Annotated in this window: 16 protein-coding genes and 1 pseudogene; 7 read left to right on the top strand and 10 right to left on the bottom strand. The window is 48.4% G+C overall.

Features of this window, described 5'->3' with window-relative positions; all coding sequences use genetic code 11:
- Positions 1 to 39 precede the first annotated feature (39 nt).
- Positions 40 to 1,116, top strand: coding sequence for a ferredoxin--NADP reductase (locus LZD49_RS14800; protein ID WP_234668340.1), 1,077 nt, complete (start codon positions 40 to 42; stop codon positions 1,114 to 1,116).
- Between the two features lie 60 nt (positions 1,117 to 1,176).
- Here LZD49_RS14800 and LZD49_RS14795 read toward each other — a convergent pair whose 3' ends face one another.
- The 10 genes from LZD49_RS14795 to lipB all read right to left on the bottom strand — a co-directional run bounded on the left by LZD49_RS14795 (position 1,177) and on the right by lipB (position 12,410).
- Positions 1,177 to 3,060 carry a M56 family metallopeptidase gene (locus tag LZD49_RS14795; RefSeq protein WP_234668339.1) on the bottom strand — a complete coding sequence of 628 codons (1,884 nt, stop codon included), beginning with the start codon at positions 3,058 to 3,060 and terminating at the stop codon, positions 1,177 to 1,179.
- A 2-nt stretch (positions 3,061 to 3,062) separates the two neighbouring features.
- Complete coding sequence (locus tag LZD49_RS14790) at positions 3,063 to 3,437, bottom strand: BlaI/MecI/CopY family transcriptional regulator (protein ID WP_234668338.1); 375 nt, start codon at positions 3,435 to 3,437, stop codon at positions 3,063 to 3,065.
- Positions 3,438 to 3,620: 183 nt separating this feature from the next.
- Positions 3,621 to 4,745: a DNA polymerase III subunit beta gene (gene dnaN, locus LZD49_RS14785; protein WP_234668337.1), complete on the bottom strand. Its 1,125-nt coding sequence runs from the start codon at positions 4,743 to 4,745 to the stop codon at positions 3,621 to 3,623.
- A gap of 106 nt (positions 4,746 to 4,851) precedes the next feature.
- Positions 4,852 to 6,504 carry a gliding motility-associated ABC transporter substrate-binding protein GldG gene (gldG, locus tag LZD49_RS14780; RefSeq protein ID WP_234668336.1) on the bottom strand — a complete coding sequence of 551 codons (1,653 nt, stop codon included), beginning with the start codon at positions 6,502 to 6,504 and terminating at the stop codon, positions 4,852 to 4,854.
- Positions 6,505 to 6,617: 113 nt separating this feature from the next.
- Positions 6,618 to 7,517 carry a DUF1080 domain-containing protein gene (locus LZD49_RS14775; protein ID WP_234668335.1) on the bottom strand — a complete coding sequence of 300 codons (900 nt, stop codon included), beginning with the start codon at positions 7,515 to 7,517 and terminating at the stop codon, positions 6,618 to 6,620.
- A gap of 86 nt (positions 7,518 to 7,603) precedes the next feature.
- On the bottom strand, positions 7,604 to 7,735 hold the full coding sequence (locus LZD49_RS14770) for a GxxExxY protein (RefSeq protein WP_234668334.1): 132 nt from the start codon (positions 7,733 to 7,735) through the stop codon (positions 7,604 to 7,606).
- Positions 7,736 to 7,789: 54 nt separating this feature from the next.
- Positions 7,790 to 10,168 (bottom strand): ribonuclease R, encoded by a 2,379-nt coding sequence (gene rnr, locus LZD49_RS14765; protein WP_234668333.1) that lies wholly within the window; start codon positions 10,166 to 10,168, stop codon positions 7,790 to 7,792.
- Positions 10,169 to 10,279: 111 nt separating this feature from the next.
- Complete coding sequence (locus LZD49_RS14760) at positions 10,280 to 11,014, bottom strand: 3'-5' exonuclease (protein WP_234668332.1); 735 nt, start codon at positions 11,012 to 11,014, stop codon at positions 10,280 to 10,282.
- A 260-nt stretch (positions 11,015 to 11,274) separates the two neighbouring features.
- Positions 11,275 to 11,688, bottom strand: coding sequence for a hypothetical protein (locus LZD49_RS14755; RefSeq protein WP_234668331.1), 414 nt, complete (start codon positions 11,686 to 11,688; stop codon positions 11,275 to 11,277).
- 2 nt (positions 11,689 to 11,690) lie between these two features.
- Positions 11,691 to 12,410, bottom strand: coding sequence for a lipoyl(octanoyl) transferase LipB (lipB, locus tag LZD49_RS14750; RefSeq protein WP_234668330.1), 720 nt, complete (start codon positions 12,408 to 12,410; stop codon positions 11,691 to 11,693).
- Positions 12,411 to 12,592: 182 nt separating this feature from the next.
- Here lipB and LZD49_RS14745 point away from each other — a divergent pair, with 182 nt between their 5' ends.
- The 6 genes and pseudogenes from LZD49_RS14745 (at position 12,593) to LZD49_RS14720 (ending at position 18,096) form a co-directional block, all read left to right on the top strand.
- Positions 12,593 to 12,823, top strand: a complete 231-nt coding sequence (locus LZD49_RS14745) for a hypothetical protein (RefSeq protein ID WP_234668329.1) — start codon at positions 12,593 to 12,595, stop codon at positions 12,821 to 12,823.
- Positions 12,789 to 13,121, top strand: coding sequence for a hypothetical protein (locus LZD49_RS14740; protein WP_234668328.1), 333 nt, complete (start codon positions 12,789 to 12,791; stop codon positions 13,119 to 13,121). Before LZD49_RS14745 ends, LZD49_RS14740 begins: the two co-directional genes overlap by 35 nt.
- Before the next feature lie 24 nt (positions 13,122 to 13,145).
- A complete protein-coding gene (locus tag LZD49_RS14735) occupies positions 13,146 to 13,505 on the top strand; it encodes a YraN family protein (RefSeq protein ID WP_234668327.1) in 360 nt (119 codons plus the stop codon).
- Positions 13,506 to 13,585: 80 nt separating this feature from the next.
- Positions 13,586 to 14,446 (top strand): annotated as a pseudogene (locus tag LZD49_RS14730) (sugar phosphate isomerase/epimerase family protein).
- A gap of 46 nt (positions 14,447 to 14,492) precedes the next feature.
- Complete coding sequence (locus tag LZD49_RS14725) at positions 14,493 to 17,402, top strand: PVC-type heme-binding CxxCH protein (RefSeq protein WP_234668326.1); 2,910 nt, start codon at positions 14,493 to 14,495, stop codon at positions 17,400 to 17,402.
- A gap of 106 nt (positions 17,403 to 17,508) precedes the next feature.
- Positions 17,509 to 18,096: a sigma-70 family RNA polymerase sigma factor gene (locus tag LZD49_RS14720; RefSeq protein ID WP_234668325.1), complete on the top strand. Its 588-nt coding sequence runs from the start codon at positions 17,509 to 17,511 to the stop codon at positions 18,094 to 18,096.
- The last annotated feature ends 108 nt before the right edge of the window (positions 18,097 to 18,204 follow it).

The raw sequence follows: 18,204 nt of genomic DNA, 5'->3' as shown, positions 1-18,204 counted from the left end.
ACCGCCGACCGTCGACGATGGACCGCCGATGCATATACAATGAGCAAATACTATTTTCTAAAAGTAAAGGAGATTGAGAAGGAGACAGAGGAAGCTGCTACGATCCATTTCTGGCATCCGATCAACGAAGTAGTCCACTACCGTCCCGGGCAGTTCCTGACTTTGTTACTGCCGTTCGAAGATAAAAAGATCAGAAGGTCGTATTCTATGTCGAGTTCGCCTTATACCGACGTTTCGCTGGCCATCACTATTAAGCGCGTTCCCGGCGGCTATGCTTCCAATCTGCTGCTTGATACAATCAAAGAAGGCGATGTGCTCGAAACGTTGGAGCCAATGGGCCATTTTTTCCCAAAGCAGGCCGACGATCAGACCCGTCAGGCAGTATTTATCGGAGCAGGAAGTGGAGTAACGCCTTTGTTTTCCATTATGAAATCCATTTTAATGGTGGAACCGGAAAGTGAAGTCTTCCTGATTTATGGCAGCCGAAAGGAGAACACCATCATTTTCAAGGATAAGATTGGTGCTTTGCAGAACAAATATGGCAAGCGTTTGACGGTCGTCCATACATTAAGCCAGCCTGAGGAAGACTGGGAAGGTGAAACGGGACGTTTGAATAAAAGCCATTTGCTCAAAATAATTGAAAAACTGTCTGCACTGAACAAAAAAGAAGCCGAATATTTCATTTGCGGGCCCGAAGATATGATGGAAGAATCGCACCGGGCATTATCCATTCTGGGCATTTCCGATGCCAAAATTCGGAAAGAGAGCTTCATAACAGCTACATCGGCGAAACCCGGCGAGGTGACGGTAGAGCCGGAAGCAGAAGATGACGACTCCCCGAAAACGCGTGAAATCACGTTGTTTTATGAAGGTACCGAATACAAACTACCGGTAAAACCGCACGAAACTGTGCTGGAAGCAGCATTGAATATGGACATTGATCTGCCCTATTCATGCCAGGCGGGAATGTGTACCGCATGTATGGGCCGGTGTACCTCGGGAAAAGTGCAGATGGATGAAGAGGATGCATTATCAGAAGCGGAAGTTAAGGAGGGGTTCGTCCTCACCTGCGTTACCCACCCGATGAGCGATGATGTTGTGATTGAAGTGGAGTAAACGTCTTATATCAATATCAAAAAACAGACAGCGGGATCATCGCTGCCTGTTTAGTTTAACTTATCTGTCTTTTTTAGGCGGTAGCGGCGGTTTAGGCGCCGGTGCGGGCTTAGCTACTTTCGCTGGTGCCGCTGCGGGAACTGGCGGTGGGGGAGGGGGAGCTAAGCGTTGTACCCGCCCTGTTCGCGCCACGCGCATGCTTCGTGCTATCTTTGGTGCATTATGTCCTTGCAATTTCTCATAACTCAATGATTCCAATCCAATTCTCTTACCGAGTTCGCTGATCTTGAAATGCACCTCTTCGATTTCCCGTTGCAACTTCCGCTCGGGCTCGTCGGCTTTAACCGCTTCTTTTCTTGCATTGGAAATTTGGTTATTCAAGTCGGAAATAACCTGCTCCTGTGCTTTGATCTGCTGCTCGAAATCAGCCAGTTGCTTGTCAAGATCCACGTCACTCACTTTGGATTCCTTGGCGTCCTGATTGAAAATGACCGATCGTTTTTCCATCAGGTCCATTCTTAGTTCCGACGCGCGCTGCTTTTTCCATTCTATTTTCTGTATTTCGCGTTCGAAACGCTCTGTCTCGAACCTTTGCTTTTCCATTTGCAGGTTCAACTCTTCGAGTCTTGCATGATAAGGCTTCAATTCGTCATGCATAGCCCGGATCTTTTGGTTAATTGCCCATAACTTCTGATCCAAAGTATCGTTTCCGGTCTGCATTTCATCCATTTCGATCTCGCCGATATCCACATTTACCTCTGCTAACTCAGCCTCAACGTTGGTGATGACATCTTCCGCCATAGCCACTTCGACCCTTTCCTCCATTTCCTGTGCCTTGCGGGCTTCCAGTTTTGGCCTCCGTTTTTTCTCGGTCATGTGCTTGGCCGCTTTCCTGTCTTTATCCTTTTCAACTTTTTGCGCCACAGCATAAGCCGACACGCCGATTATCAGTCCGATGGCGAAAATCATTGCTGGCAGGCTGGAAAATGTGCGAACGGGCTTAGGATTTAACCCCAATACACGCTGCACCCGATGCAGGAGGAGTGGTTTTTTGGAGGCAAAAGCCATTGCCAATCCCGGTGCCGCCTGCCATTCGGCTACTTTTACCAGGGCGTGCGCCAGGGACATTTTGTCTCCACAGACGGACAATGCAATGTCGTCGCAGCAATGTTCGCGCTCTGCACGGACTTTTTCAGAGAGCCACCAAATAGCAGGATGAAAGAAGAAAATTACTTCCACAAACGATTGGAGCATATTTATCAGATAATCGTTCCTGCGGATATGGGCCAGCTCATGCGCTAGAATGGCTTCTACCTGGGCGGTGGAAAAGCCAGATAGCAGGCCAATTGGAATCAAAACTACCGGATTGAGTGCTCCAATTACCATAGGCGTCAGCACTTTGGCAGTTTCGCGGAATTCGACGGCTTTGGAAATATCCATTTTGGCAATGATCACCCCAAACCGGGCGCGCCATTCCTTGTCCATGACGACCTTCGCATTGATGCGCAGTCTTTCAGTGAAAATCCAGCCACCCGCAAATCGTAGCAGGAGAATGCCGGAGCCGATCAGCCAGCAAATGACCAATTCATGTAAATGGGCTGTGAGCCACATTTGCATTTTAAATGTAAAAGGCAGATCTCGGGAGACTTCCGCCCAGGTCCGGGATGCAGATAGGGCGGTGTAGCGCGCCAGAGACTGGGCAGTTGAAACGGCGGCGGCCGTTTTAGGATAGTAATAAATGAATGTCGCGACGGAGGCTAGTACCTGAGCGAAGAGGAAGCCGACGCCTGCCAGGTAGCGGGTGTTGGCCGATTTTTTCCTCAGAAAATAAAATGCGGCAACGCCAATCAGCATCAGCAGTGTTCCCTGCCAGATGGAGTGGATGAGCGTCCAACCGAATGCGGAAACGGCTGGACCGGGCAAAAGATTTACGAAGAATTTCATGGCTAACGATTGTTTTCCAGGTTATTTAATAACTCACGAATTTCATCCAGTTCTTCCTTAGAGGTAGTGTGATTCCCCAGTGCTTGCATGACCATTTGCGCCGCGGACCCCTGAAAAAGTGTCTCGACCATTTTGCCTACAAAATTTTGCTGTGTTTCTTCCTGACCGAGAAGCGCTACGTAAATGTGCGATCGTCCTTGTTCTGTGCGGTAGAGTAGCCCTTTGTCATGCATGATCTGCATCAATTTCAAGGTGGTGGTATAACCAACGTCCTTGGTTTCGGAAAGGGCATCATGCACGGCACGAACGGTGCTTGGACCTGCCTGCCAGAGGTAGTTCAGGATTTCCAGTTCAGAGTCGGTGGGCTTGATATACATGGTGATTTTTAATTACGATAATCTTCGTATCAAATGTCTACGAAAAAAATCGTACATGCAAGCGTTTACTACGATTTTTTTCGTAATTAAAAATGAAGTCTTTAATTTATTGATTTATAACGTATTAAAAAAGGAAAGCCCGATCGGGAGATCGGGCTTTATATCTTGAGAGCGATGTTAAGACTAAACGTAGGTGTTCAACATCACTGGCATTACGAGCATCAGGATGTCTTCGTTTTCTTCTTGATCCAACGGAATAATGAGCCCTGCGCGGTTAGGAGCAGAAAGTTCGAAGGTGACGGTTTTGCTGGAAAGGTTGCCCAACACTTCAATCAGGAATTTCGCATTGAAACCGATTTCCATATCGTCGCCATTGTATTCGCACATGAGGCGTTCGTTGGCTTCATTTGAATAATCAAGATCTTCAGCGGAGATCACCAGGTCGTTGAGCGCCATTTTCATGCGCACCTGATGGGTTGTGCGGTTGGAATAAATGGAAATACGTCTCAGCGAACTTAGAATTTCCATTCTGTTAATGGTGAGCGTATTCGGGTTGTTGGTCGGGATCGCGTTTTCGTAATCCGGGAAACGTTCGTCGATCAACCGGCAGATCATGCGGATGTTGCCGAAGCTGAAAAATGCATTCGATGAAGTAAATTCCGCTTTTACGGGAACATCGTCGGAAGGCAGACAGCTTTTTAGTAAGTTCAGTGCTTTCCGCTGGATAATCATCGATGTGTCAACATCCGATTTAATGTCGATACGACGATAGCGCACGAGACGGTGACCGTCCGTAGCGACAAAAGTAGCGCTTTCAGCTCCCATTTGGACAAATACCCCGGTCATTGCAGGCCGGAGATCATCGGTGCTGGTGGCAAATAATGTATTAGCAATAGCCGATCCCAATGCCGACGACGAAAAGTCAACCGACTGACCGCGGTTCACAACCGGTGTTTTAGGGAAATCAATCGGGTTTTCGCCGGACAATTTATAGCGTCCGTTATCAGAAATTATTTCGGTACCAAACGTTTCACCATTCACCTGCAACGTAATAGGTTGCTCGGGCAGGCCGCGAAGGGTATCGAGCAGCAACTTTGCGGGGATGGCAATAGCTCCTTTTTCGGATGATTCCACTTCAATTTCCGTGATCATCACGGTTTGAAGATCGGATGCGGTCACCGTCAGAGAATTTCCGTCGAGTGTTAAGAGGAAATTTTCAAGGATTGGCACAATTGGGTTCGTTGAAACGACACCGTTTATAGCTGACAGCTGTTTGAGTAGAACTGATGACGAAACGACAAACTTCATAATTCGTGACGTAAGTGTTTAGTTGATAGATTTATTTGTGGAGATTCCGAAAAATCATTTTGTAGGGAACAAAAGTATGAAAAATTACGGAAGCTCCGACCGCCTTTCACGCAAATTTTCGGACTCGCAGATAATACCTGATCGCTCCAAAAACGCCTATTAGTACTACAGGTAACAGGAGATTTAATGCCTGCCAGAACTTCCGGTTTTCCTGGATCTGGATTTTGTCCAAAGCCCGTATGGCGATTTGTTTGCTGCGTGAATTAATCAAACCGTCAGCATCGGTCATGTAATCCAATGCATGCAGCACGAAATCCTTATTTCCGAAAGTCTGCTTCGTTACGCGGTCATAGCCGAGCGGTAACGGCGCATTCCTTTTATAATCATAGTCGTTCACTATCAGGTCGCCGTCCGAGCAGATAATAACTTTCCCCGCATTGCCGCTCGGCTTGAATTTCGCTGCCCGCGGGTCACCAGCCAGAATGCGATTTTGAAAGAGCGAATTGAACGACCCTTCCAGCAACACGCCGGCTAGTTTGATCCCGGATCTGTATTCCGACGGTTCCGGGTCCTTGCGCGCTTCATTATACCCCACAAGTGCGGGGGCGCTCACAAGTTGGGTGTAAGGCGAGGTCATGAGCAACGGCGTTTTCGCAATGCCATTGGCTCCGCCAACCGTGTCGATCGAGCTCAGAAACCTTGTGTAAACTGCATTGAGATTTCGGGTGACGCTATGTTTGCCAAAGTTGTTCAAAAGGGGGAAGAACCGCCAGGGTATTGGTTGGATCTCAGGATTATCGCCTACACTTCCGACATTCAGAAGAATTTGGGCACAGTTGAGATCTTTGACAAGATTTGTATTTACACGGACGCCCCACTTGAAAAACAAGTCGCCCAGGTTCAAATCGAGAGGTTGAGCATAACTGCCGTCCAGGCTCACACTGTCTACGCGTGCACCGTCAACGAAAAACAACGCTTTACCGCCGCCGACAATATATTGGTCAAACTTGTATTTTTCTTCTTCCGAAAAGGCACTGTCAGGCTTCATCACGATCAAAGCGTCAAGTCCTTCGTAGGACTCCGGATTATTCATATCCAGGAAGACGTCGTAGCTCTGCTGGATCGTTGCGATCAGGTCGCTCAGGCGGGCAGGGGAAATTTTGGTATGACTTACCACAAATCCTACCTTTTTCCTTTCGGGGTTCGCGAGGACACGGATGGCAGAGGCGAGCTCAAATTCAACGCCTTCGTAAGATTGGTTGAGTTGTTCCTCCGGCGAGCCCGACTTGTTGCCTTTCAAGAGTTGCACAGGTACGGAAAGAGTATCCGCCTGTACGATTACGCCGGGGAAAATGATCTTTTCGGTGCGCTTGCCATCTTCGTTTGCGAAAACGTTGGTAGGATTTAAGCCGCGATCGATCAAGTTCATATATTGTTTCTGGCGCTGTTCCTCACTGGTTGCGTCTGACGGATCGGAATAATTAACGACGAGGTGACCGTTGGCGTACGTTTTGAATTCTTCCAAGGTCTCGCGCGTGGCACCTTCGAGGCGTTCGAAGCCCGCCGGGAAGTCGCCGGAGAGATATACATTTACGATCACATCCTTGTCAAGGCTGCCCAGAAGTCGTTTAGTAGCGTCGGAAATGCTGTAACGTTTGTCCTCGGTAAGGTCCCATCGGACGAAAAAGGACGAAGCCAGCCAGTTGACCCCGGCCAGGACAACCACGAGCAGTACAAACCGGGTAAGGATATTTTTCATTCGCGCACGGGCTGATTTCTAAACAAAAATGGACGATTCAGACGAACCGTCCATTCCTGCAAAAATATAAAAAACCGAAAATCAATCGGGTTTTATTGTCCGCCTTGTCAAGGTTATTTCTTTTTATAGGTGCACGTCGAGTTGTCGGCGGCAACGTAATATGACTTGTAATTGGTCGCTTTTGGGTCCATACAGCCTTTCAGGTTGAGCAATTCGATATTCCGGAAATCGATCGGATGGCTTTCTGCTTGTAATGCGATGTAGCCGCTGCCAAGCTTTGTGCCGTCTTTTTTGATCCACTCGGTCTCATTGCCCACTTTACCATCTTTGAATGTGTGGGTTTTGCCTACATAACCGCCGCCTATGCGGGGATTGGTGTAAACGAGTACCGTATCACCGCCGATCATGTGATAAATAATCGAATCACCGAGTACAATTGCCTCCGCATCGACCCACTGATCACCATTGTAGGTTTTGGAGGATGAATTAATGCAATGCGCTTCTGCCAGCTTTCCATCAATATCGACGATCGTGCCCGGCGTACAAAGATTTCCGGTATTACGCTCGCCGGCATTCAAACCCCCGAGATATTGCATTTCCAACGAAATCGGAAAATCCTGATCGAGCCCAAGGCTAGCCGCTGACTGCGAGTGAACCATAATGCCGCTGTTCCGCACATTCCAGGAGGCCCCGCCGGGAACCTGGTTGCCCGTGAAGCGATATTGTAACCTGATTTTATAGTGCGAATAGGGCTTATTGTAATACATATGCCCATACTCCGTCGTGAACTTATCGTACTCCTTGTAGTTCACCCGGATCATGTTGTCCTCGACGAGGAAGGTGTTTTTATAATTATCATTCACCTTATGCCCCGCGATTTTGACGTCCCAGCCGGTTAGGTCCTTGCCGTTGAAGAGGGATTGCCATTCTTCCTTTTCTTTATTGCTTTTTTGGGCGATGGTGAAGGTTGAAATCGATAATGTGAATAGTAAAAGGCTTAGTTTTCTGATCATGTTGGCTTCGTTTATTTTTAATGCCACGAAGGCAGGAACATTCACGAATAGGTTTCGTGCTTAATTCGTGTTTTCGTGGCATTAAATTAAAGGACAAGCCGCTTGTATTCTAACTTACCGCGTCCGAAATTCACCAACATTCCCAGTTTATTCCCAGAAACTTTGAGGTAGTTCAACGTCTGCGCAACATGTTCGTCAGTTAGGCAGCAGATTTCCATCTTACATAAGATTGCTTGTCCTATTTAAACGTAGAAAATCAAAAAGGGAACAAACTACCGCCGCTGCCGCTTAGGCTTCGGCGAACTATCACCGCTTGTGCCGCCACGTTTCACCCTACCAGAGCCACGTGGCTCCTTAGGCTTGCGGTCGCGTGATCTTCTATCACCATCCTTGTTGAAATCAGGACGGCTGAATTCGCTTCTACGGCCCGGTTTGGTGCCAGCCAGATAAAGGTCCATGCTGCGGCGGGCCAGGTTAGTTTCTTTTACCTTAACCTTCACACCATCGCCGAATGCATATATTTTCCTGGTATGCTGACCTATGATACGATAATTATCTTTCTCGAGCTCGTAATAGTCATCACCAAGGTCCGTCATGCGGATCAATCCTTCGGAAGCGGTTTCGGTGATTTCCACAAAAATGCCGAAATCCGTAACGCCGGTGATAATGCCGTCGAATTCCTGATCCGGGTCCATCATGCTCATGAACTCAACCTGCTTATATTTTATAGATGCGCGTTCCGCTTCGGCCGCAAGTCGTTCACGTTCGGAAGAATGCTTCGAAGCAAATTCATACGGCTCACTATCTACATTTTTCCCACCGTCCAGGTAATGCTGCAACAGCCTGTGAGCCATCACGTCGGGGTAACGGCGGATGGGCGAGGTGAAGTGTGAATATCTCCTGAATGCCAGGCCGAAGTGACCGATATCATCTGTACTGTAACGCGCTTTGGCCATTGTCCGCACGGCAAGGGATTCGATCAGGTTCTGCTCTGGCTTGCCTTCCACTTGTGCCAGCAGGGCGTTCATGGATTTGGCGATCTTCCCTTCTTCTTCCACTTCGAGTTTGAGGCCCAGTTTTGCGATGAAATTGGCAAAAGTTTGTAAGCGATCGGTATCAGGCGCTTCGTGAATGCGATATACCATGGTATTCTTGTCTTCGCCTTTGGAAAGCGAATACACATATTCGGCCACGCGTTTGTTGGCGAGCAGCATAAATTCCTCGATCAGCTTGTTCGAGTCGTGGCGTTCCTTGGTGTAGATGCCCAATGGGCGGCCATCGGCGTCGAGGCGGAAGCGTACTTCCGGTGTTTCGAAGTTGATAGCGCCCTTTTTGAAGCGCTCTTTCCGGAAAACTTTCGCGAGCTTATTCAGCGTGTCGAGTTCTTTAGGAAAATCGCCTTCTCCGGAATCCAGAACGGCTTGTGCTTCTTCGTAGGAAAACCGGCGGTCGGAATGGATGACAGTTCGTCCGAACCACTCTTTGAGCAATTTACCTTTTGAAGTAATCTCAAAAATGGCAGAAAATGCCAGTCTATCCTCATTTGGGCGTAGCGAGCAAAGATTGTTCGAAAGCTTTTCGGGTAGCATTGGCACGGTGCGATCGACGAGGTAAACGGACGTCGCTCGGCGGAATGCCTCTTTTTCCAGTTCGGTGCCCGGTAAAACGTAGTGCGAAACATCAGCGATGTGCACGCCTACTTCCACCACATCTTCATCCAGGTATCTTACCGACAATGCGTCGTCAAAGTCTTTGGCATCGACCGGGTCAATGGTGAATGTAAGCACATCGCGAATATCGCGGCGTTTGGCGATATCCTTTTTTGCAATTTTGCCCGGGATTTTCTGGGCTTCGGCTTCTACTTCGGCAGGGAAATGATAAGGCAATCCGAATTCAGCAAGGATTGCGTGCATTTCCACATCGTTGTTTCCGGCTTTGCCAAGTACGGAAACGATCTGACCTTCTGCCTGACTCCTGCGGGTAGGCCATTCGGTTACTTTTACAATTACTTTATCACCGTGGTTTGCCTCTCCGACCTCTTCCGGTTCAATAAAAATCGGGTCATACAGCCTTTTACTGTCTGGCTGGACGACGGCGAAGCGTGGATTAATCTCGATAATACCGACAATTTCCACATTCGAACGATCAATGATATCGGTAACGCGGCCTTCGGTACGGTTTCGGCCCGAATCACTGCGCGATTTTGGTCGGATACTCCTCGAAAGGGGCTGTACCTGCACTATATCACCGTCCCAGGCACCATTAAGCAATTCCAGGTCTACATAAATATCGTCCTCACGGCCTTCAACTACAACAAATGCGAAACCTTTGTTGACACGTTCAACGCGACCGGTGAGCCCTGTCTGTTTCACTTTCTGCGGAGCCGCGTGATAAGTGCCGTTTTTGTTATAAATCAACCTGCCGTCCTGTTCCAGTTCATGCAGGATTTCGTTGATAAGGAGCCGCACTTTTTTGTCGTGGATACCGAAATGATCGTGCACGTCGAATGGCCGGAACGCGTGCTCTGCATTCAGATCGAAGAACGCAGCGATATCCGCCTTTAAATTATCAATGTAAGAAACAATATGATGAGGCGTTGCGGCCTCCCTTTTTTCAGGTTGTTGTTTCTTTTTACTTTTATTATCTCTCATGTATTCAATATATAAAATGTCCCGCGTTTTCGCGGAAACTTATTTGGCTGCCGGGGTCGTAGGTGGCGGCCGACCGCCGATTGCTTGATTGTGTAATTTTAGTAGTGAAGATCACTCAACCCGTACGACATTTTGTTCCGGCACTTGGCTCATGCAATGCAGCCGCAAATACAGTTGTGCCAGCACTACCACATCCTCTCTGCAATATCGTGAAATTTTGGGCAGATCATTTTCTTCGTAATAAACCTTTGTCACCTGGGCGCCGCTCATTTCGTTTTTGCTTCCCGGAATATCAAAAACAGCAGCCAGCAAATCGAGCGAGGTATAGCTTTTATAGTCACCGAATTTCCATAGATCCATGGTGTCCTGGTGGAGAAGTTCCCAGGGTTTCTTGCCCGTGATCTGTAATGCTTTAGGGATTTCAATGCAGTGGATCAGCATCCGGCGACAAATGAACGGAAAGTCGAATTCCTTGCCATTGTGGGCGCAAAGGATCAGCTGTTCGGCAGGGTATTTTTCAATCAACGCCTTGAATTGCAGCAGTAACTGAACTTCATCGTCTCCGGCGAAGCTACTCACTTTAAACGCGATCTCATCTTTTTCGTTCCAATAGTAGGCGCCGAATGCAATGCAGATGATCTTGCCAAACTCAGCATAAATGGCTCCGCGGTCGTAGAAATAGTCGGCATTGGTAGTGGACTCGTCCCCTTTTTTGAGGCCGAGCGCCTTTTTGTCCCAGAGTTTTTGCATCCTCTCCGGGAGCTCGTCGTAGCCCGGGTGCGAGCAAACTGTTTCGATGTCGAGGAGCAGGAAGTTTTTGGCGCGGCGTTTGAAATCTTCTGTCATAGTGTGTGGTGGAGGAAAAGTGTTAGGTGTGGTCAATCAGTTATCGTCATCGAGCGTCAGGAATTGTCATGGAAGTAGCTTGATGTCAATTTCAATATTATGGAAAAAATGTCGGGACTTGCAACTCGAATTCCTCTTTTTCCAAGACTAATTACCAAACAGATCTCACTGTTTATCCAGCTGTACGAAACCAACGTCAACGCCTTACGATACCTGACGACCACAGGCTATCATTGCAAGGTCCCCAATCACCCTGCATGTCAATCATGCAAAACGCCTTGCAAACCCAGGGGATCGATCGTGATTAAGTTTGCCTCAATAATGCTGTCAGGCACGAAGATAAACTTCTTGTCGAAGATCTGGCTACCGATGAAATAGCTGATCCAGAACTCGTTGTTCAATTGAAAAACATCGGGCATGATTGGTTCCACTATTACGTGCCCTCCGGCAGGAATCTCTGGGAAGAAATGCCTTAATGTTGATGTCCGCTGATCGGTATTTACGCCCGACTCGCTGTTGCTGTACCCTTTCGAAGTCACAAACATGCTGGTAACCGGCTCGTCGTTACGGTTGATCACGATCACGTTCCATTCTTCCGCATTCAACGCATTGATACTCCGTACAATCGCTACTTGAATCCCCTTCACGGGGTGAAAAATAATATCCTTCTTCATTACTATCCTTGCAATTCCATGCTGAACAACTGTGCCAGATGGTTTTTCAATTTATTAGAAACTTCTTCCAAATCCACATCCCGCCCCAATTCCGCCGCAAGCGAAGTGACGGCCTTATCATCGATTCCACACGGCACAATATTTCCGAAATAAGACAAATCTGTATTGACATTCAACGCAAACCCGTGCATCGTCACCCACCGACTGGCCTTAACGCCCAATGCACATATCTTCCTCGGATTCTTTTGCTGCTCAAAATCCATCCAGACACCCGTTAGTCCGGCAATGCGACCCGCTTGCAAACCATATTCAGCCAATGTAAGGATAATGGCCTCTTCGAGCGTGCGCATGTATATGTGTATGTCCGTAAAGAAATTGTCGAGGTCGAGTATAGGGTAACCGACAATCTGTCCCGGACCGTGATAGGTGATATCACCACCCCGGTTGATCTTGTAATATTTAGCCTGTTTTGCCGCCAGATCATCCTCAGACACCAGCAGATGGTCCAACTTGCCACTTTTGCCCAGCGTATATACGTGGGGGTGCTGACAAAAGAGCAGAAAGTTTGGGGTCAATTGCTGGTTCTCCACGTCAACGCTGCGGTTTTGCGTCTTAACCGCAATAGTTTCTCCAAAAATTTTCTCCTGGTAATCCCACGCTTCCTGGTAATCGATCAGGCCGAGGTCCTGGAAATTCACTTTTTTATTAATCAGGGTATTCATTTCAATTTGTTCGAGAATTTTTGGGACAGGGGTGTTACCAATTTGTAGAAGTGACGTCTAAATGTCAGACCGTACGCTTCCGGCTCGGCGAAACGAATTGTACACACATGTCCCGGTTTCACAACGCTAATTTATTAGTTAAATGTTCGTTAAATTTGTTAGTGCAACTAAATTCTGTGGTTATGAAGGTTTTACTGGATATTAAAGACGAAAGAGCGAAGTTGGTTATGGGCTTGCTTCGAAAGCTTCCGTATGTAAAAGTAAAGCAGCTTGAGGCGATCCATTTCAGAATTTTGGACGACGCCATCCAGATTGTTGACGATGTGCATCTGCTCGAACAAGGTAAACTGGAAACCAGGGACGCAAAAGAGTTCCTGAATGAGTTACTTTGTCAGAACGACGCGAAGGTTTGAATCGGAGTTCAAACGACTTTTAAAGAAGTATCCTTCTCTATCAGACGAGTATTTGAAGTTGATAGATTCTCTTGAATCAAACCCGACGCAAGGTATTCCCTTGGGCCTGGGTTGTTACAAGCTAAGGCTTTCCATTAAATCCAAAGGAAAAGGGAAATTGGGCGGAGCGCGGGTGATTACACATCTTCACGTGACGAAGAAATCGGTCGACCTTTTGTCAATCTACGATAAAAGTGAACAGGAATCCATCCATGTCGCAGAATTGAAACAGCTTGTATCCGAGCTTGACCAAGATTAAAATTTACACCAAAACACACACATTATGGCCCAACACAATGACCTCGGCCGCTGGGGCGAAACCACGGCGGCATCCTTCCTGCTCGAAAAAGGCTTCAAAATCATCGCCAAAAATTACCGCAACTGGCAGTCGGAAATCGATCTGATCGTGACGAAGGACGATATGCTTGTTTTCGTGGAGGTGAAAACCAGAAGCGGCACCGCATTCGGTATGCCGGAGGAATTCGTAAATGCCACGAAAGCCAAACTGGTCATGCGCGCCGCGGAGCAATACATTTTCGATGCCGATTGGGAGAACGACGTTCGTTTTGATATTGTCTCGGTCCTCATCTTGCCCGACGGCTCCACCGATATCCGGCATATCGAAGACGCATTCAGCCGCTAACCTCGCTCAACGGGATAAGTAGAAAGCAAAAGATGGCAGATTTTGAAGATGTTTGATAAGTATTTCAAAATCTGCTAGTCATGAAAAAGGCATTGTTGCTTAGTCGGCGGGAAATGATTAAAAACAGCGCGCTGTTGCTGGCTTCGTCGACATTGGATATCCCCCACAATTATGCGCCAAAATTTCAAATCGGCGCTTGCGACTGGTCGGTGGGCAGGCAATTAAGTCCGGAGGCATTCGACCGGGCGAAGCAGATCGGGCTGCATGGCATTCAGGTGAGTTATAACACCGGTAAGGATGAAAAAGGGCTTTCGGTGCCCGAAACTTTGCAAATTATTCGGGATGCATCCGCACGTACAGGCGTAAAAGTGTCAAGTTTGGCCATTGGCGAACTCAATCGGGTTCCTTATAAATCGCAACCCAAAACAGAAGAATGGGTCTGGAACAGCGTTGACGCGGCGAAAGCCTTGGGGGTAAAAGTGATTCTGCTTGCATTCTTTTCGGATGGCGATTTACGCAACGATGACGCCGGGAAAAATGCCGTGATAGCGCGTTTGAAGAAAGTAGCGCCGCACGCCGAGAAACAGGGTATTACTTTGGGCATCGAATCCTGGTTAAGTGCACAGGAACATCTTGATATTATCAATGCGGTCGGCTAGCCAGCGGTAAAGGTTTATTATGATTTCCGGAACTCGACCGACGCAGGTCATGACATTTTTAAGGAAATACCAATGCTCGGAAAGGACAGGATCTGCGAAATACACATGAAGGAAAACGGCCAGCGCCTTGGCGAAGGCCCGCTGGACTGGCCTCGAGTTGCCAAAGCAGTCAAGGACATTGGCTACGAAGGTTGGATGCAGATTGAAGGAGCCACGCCCCAGGGAGCCGATATTATTGAATGCTATCAACATAATCGTAAATATCTCGAAGGACTGTTCTGACCCAGACCAGCATTTCCAGCTCACTAAGCCCCGCCCACGATACACTATGAATATCACCAGCACATTATCGATTTCGAAAACTGCCCTCCTTGCTGGAAGCACCCTGCTTGTTTCCATTTTCTCGACCACTTCTTTTAAGCAAAAGCAAATCCAGCCCTGGCAATCCGGCGCGGCTGCTTCGGTCGCCGCCGATTCCTCGCAATTATTCGTGCCCGACGACCTGGAAGCTACATTGTGGGCCGAAGCTCCGATGTTTTACAACCCGACCAATATGGATATCGATGCCAAAGGCCGGGTCTGGATCACGGAGGCCGTCAATTACCGCGATTTCAACACCAAACCAGCCGAACGCCTCAGCCACAAACAAAAAGGCGACCGTGTGGTGATTCTGGAAGACAAAGATGGCGACGGCAAGGCCGAATCCTCGAAAGTGTATGTGGAAGACTCGCTCCTGACTGCGCCGCTCGGAATTGCTGTGATCGGAAACAAAACGATCGTTTCCTGTGCACCTAACCTGCTTATTTATACCGATACCAATGGCGACGACAGGCCCGATAAGCGGGAGATCTTCCTGACTGGCTTCGGTGGTTTCGACCACGACCATTCGTTGCATTCGCTGATCGTAGGCCCGGATGGCCGCTACTACTTCAATACGGGCAATGCAGGGCCGCACAAAGTGACCGACAAAAGTGGCTGGACATTGCGCAGCGGCAGCTTATACACAGGAGGCACGCCGTATAATAAAACGAACCAGGGCAATCAGAAATCCGACGACGGCCGCATTTGGGTGGGCGGACTGGCTCTGCGCATTAACCCGGATGGTACGGGCCTGAAAGTGATGGGGCACAACTTCCGGAATAGTTACGAGGTATGTCTCGACAGCTATGGCAACATGTGGCAGAATGACAACGACGATCAGGTGATCACTTGTCGCGTTTCTTTTTTGCAGGAAAACGGCAATGCAGGCTATTTCTCGGCCGATGGCACCCGGTACTGGCAGGCGGACCGTCGCCCGGGGCAGGATATATTTACTACACATTGGCACCAGGAAGATCCGGGCGTAATGCCGGCAGGCGACAATTCCGGCGCAGGTTCGCCAACGGGGATTGTGTTTTATGAAGGTGATGAATTAGGAAAAAATTACCGGGGTACACTGCTAAGCTGCGAGGCAGGCCGTAATGTGTTGTTTGCCTATCAACCCAAGCCGCAGGGTGCTGGTTTCGAACTAAAGCGTCAGGATCTGATCAGCTCATTCCCGAAAGTTTCCGAACGTTACGAATGGTACGAAACCGACCAGGATTACCGCAAATGGTTCCGCCCGTCAGATGTGGCGGTAGGGCCGGATGGTGCGCTGTATATTGCCGATTGGTATGATCCTGTCGTAGGAGGGCACGCAATGAAGGACAAAAAAGGTTATGGCCGCATTTACCGCATTACGCCGAAAGGTAAGAAGCTGACAGTCCCACAGCTGGATTTTACAACAACAGTCGGCCTTGTGAATGCATTGAAAAACCCAGCTGTTAATGTCCGTGCGTTAGCTTTTGAAGGATTAGCGGCCAAAGGAGAAGCAGTGGTGCCAGAGGTAAAACAATTGCTGGTAGCTGAAAATCCCTACCATCAGGCAAGGGCGATCTGGCTTTTGGCGCAATTAGGTAAGCAAGGCAACGCGGAGGTCGTCAAATTGCTTTCCTCGCCCGACGCATTGCACCGGCTAGCGGCTTTCAGGGCGTTGAAATCAAATGGTAAGGCAAATACTTATTTAGAGCAAATGTCGAAAGACCCGGACGCAGCTGTGCGACGTGAGGTGGGTATTGCATTGCGGGATAGTCCTTATGATCAGGCTTTTGCCAGCATTATAAACTTAATCCAAGCCTATGACGGCAAAGATCCATGGATGCTGGAAGCGATCGGGACGGCAGCTGATGGCAAGGAAGACAAGGTGTACGCCTACGTGCGGGAAGCATTCAAGGCTGATCCACCGAATTGGAAATCGCAGCGCGCGAATCTGGCGTGGCGATTACATCCTGTGAATGCGGTGGATGAGTTGAAAGTCAGGGCCGGTTCGGCGAAAGTATCGGAGCCGGAGCGACGGAAGGCATTGACAGCCATTGGTTTTATCAAAGATAAAACGGCTGCCGAGACGATGATCGCATTATCAAAGTCCAGCCTGCCCGATGTTGCCTCGCAGGCGTCCTACTGGATCAACTTCCGCAAAAGCAATGATTGGGCCGATCTCATGAATTGGGAGGCGGCTACCGCGCAGGTGATGACGCCTGCGTACAAACGTATGCTCGAGCTGAAAAAAACGGTCACCGACAAAACCCAGCCTGTTCCGCAACGCATCGAGGTTGCCCGCCAAATGGCGGCAGACGTAAATGGTGGTAATATCCTGGTGGATATGCGTGTGCAAGGCCAGTTGCCCGATACCATTGCGAAGTCAGTCAGCGAGATCATTTTCAAAAATCCTGATCAGAATGTGCGCATTGTAGCGAGCCAGTTTTTCCCGCGGAACGGGAAAGTCCTGAAAACAGACTTTATCTCACGAATGAATGCGGACCCGGTGCACGGTGAAAAAATCTTCTCGACGACCTGCGCGGCATGTCATAAGCATGGCAAAAGCGGTGCCGAAATTGGGCCGGACTTAACCACAATCCATAAGAAATTCGACAAAGCTGCATTGCTGGATGCGATCGTTAATCCTTCTGCAAGCATGGTTTTCGGCTATGAAAGCTACACCATTGTGAGCAAAAAAGGCGATACCTATTTCGGCTTCCTGATGAGCGACGGGGCGAATGTGGTTTTGAAAGACGCCGCTGGCCAGCAGCATACCATCAAGGCAGATCAGATCAAGAGCAGGGAGAAAATGCCGTCGTCGCTCATGCCCGAACCTACTGCATTAGGTTTGAATGAACAGGATTTGGCGGACCTCACCGGCTACCTGTTAAACTTTAAATAATGCTGGTGGTTAAATTCCAATTAAATAAATTCGTCAAATAGAATTATTATAGTAAATAATATAACTTTGATAAAAATGTAAACTTGACACCTCTATCAGGAAAGTGATGTTGGACAGTATGCAATCGTCGGATCAGGAACTGGTAGGAGCGTTGCGGCGTGGCGATGAGCAAGCCTTTACCACTATTTATAATACGTATTGGTACCGCATGTTCGTGGTCGCTTACCGCAAGTTGCAACATCGCGAAGTGGCAGAGGAGCTCATTCAGGATATTTTTACCAGGTTGTGGAAAGAACGCGAGAAGATCGTGATTACCCGCCTCGACTATTATTTGTTCTCTGCCGTCCGCTTCGAAGTGATCGATTACATCCGCACGTTCGGTCCGCGGAACGAATATCTCGCCTATTACCGATCCTTCGCCGAATTGCAGGACCAAAGCACTGAAAACACAGTTGCATTCAACGATTTGTCCGAAACGATCGACAAAGGACTGGAAGCCTTGCCTGCCAAAACGCGAGAAATTTTCAAATTGAGCCGCATCGAAAATTGCCCGATTAGCAAAATTGCAGCGGAGGTACAATTGTCAGAAAAGGCCGTTGAATACCATATCACGAAGGCTACCAAGGCCATGCGTATTTACCTCCACGAGGCGCTTATCTTCCTCATTGTGCTCATCTCCTCCCTCATAGCCTGACCAGGCCAACATCTGACCACTCCCACCGCATTATACAATTCACAGAATATCCATAGTTATCCTCCCTGTTTATATAAACTTTCAAATATTTATTAAAATGTTTTAGGG

The sequence above is a fragment of the Dyadobacter sp. CY261 genome (assembly GCF_021440085.1).
Lineage (GTDB): Bacteria > Bacteroidota > Bacteroidia > Cytophagales > Spirosomataceae > Dyadobacter.
This window is presented reverse-complemented; position numbering and strand designations above follow the sequence as displayed.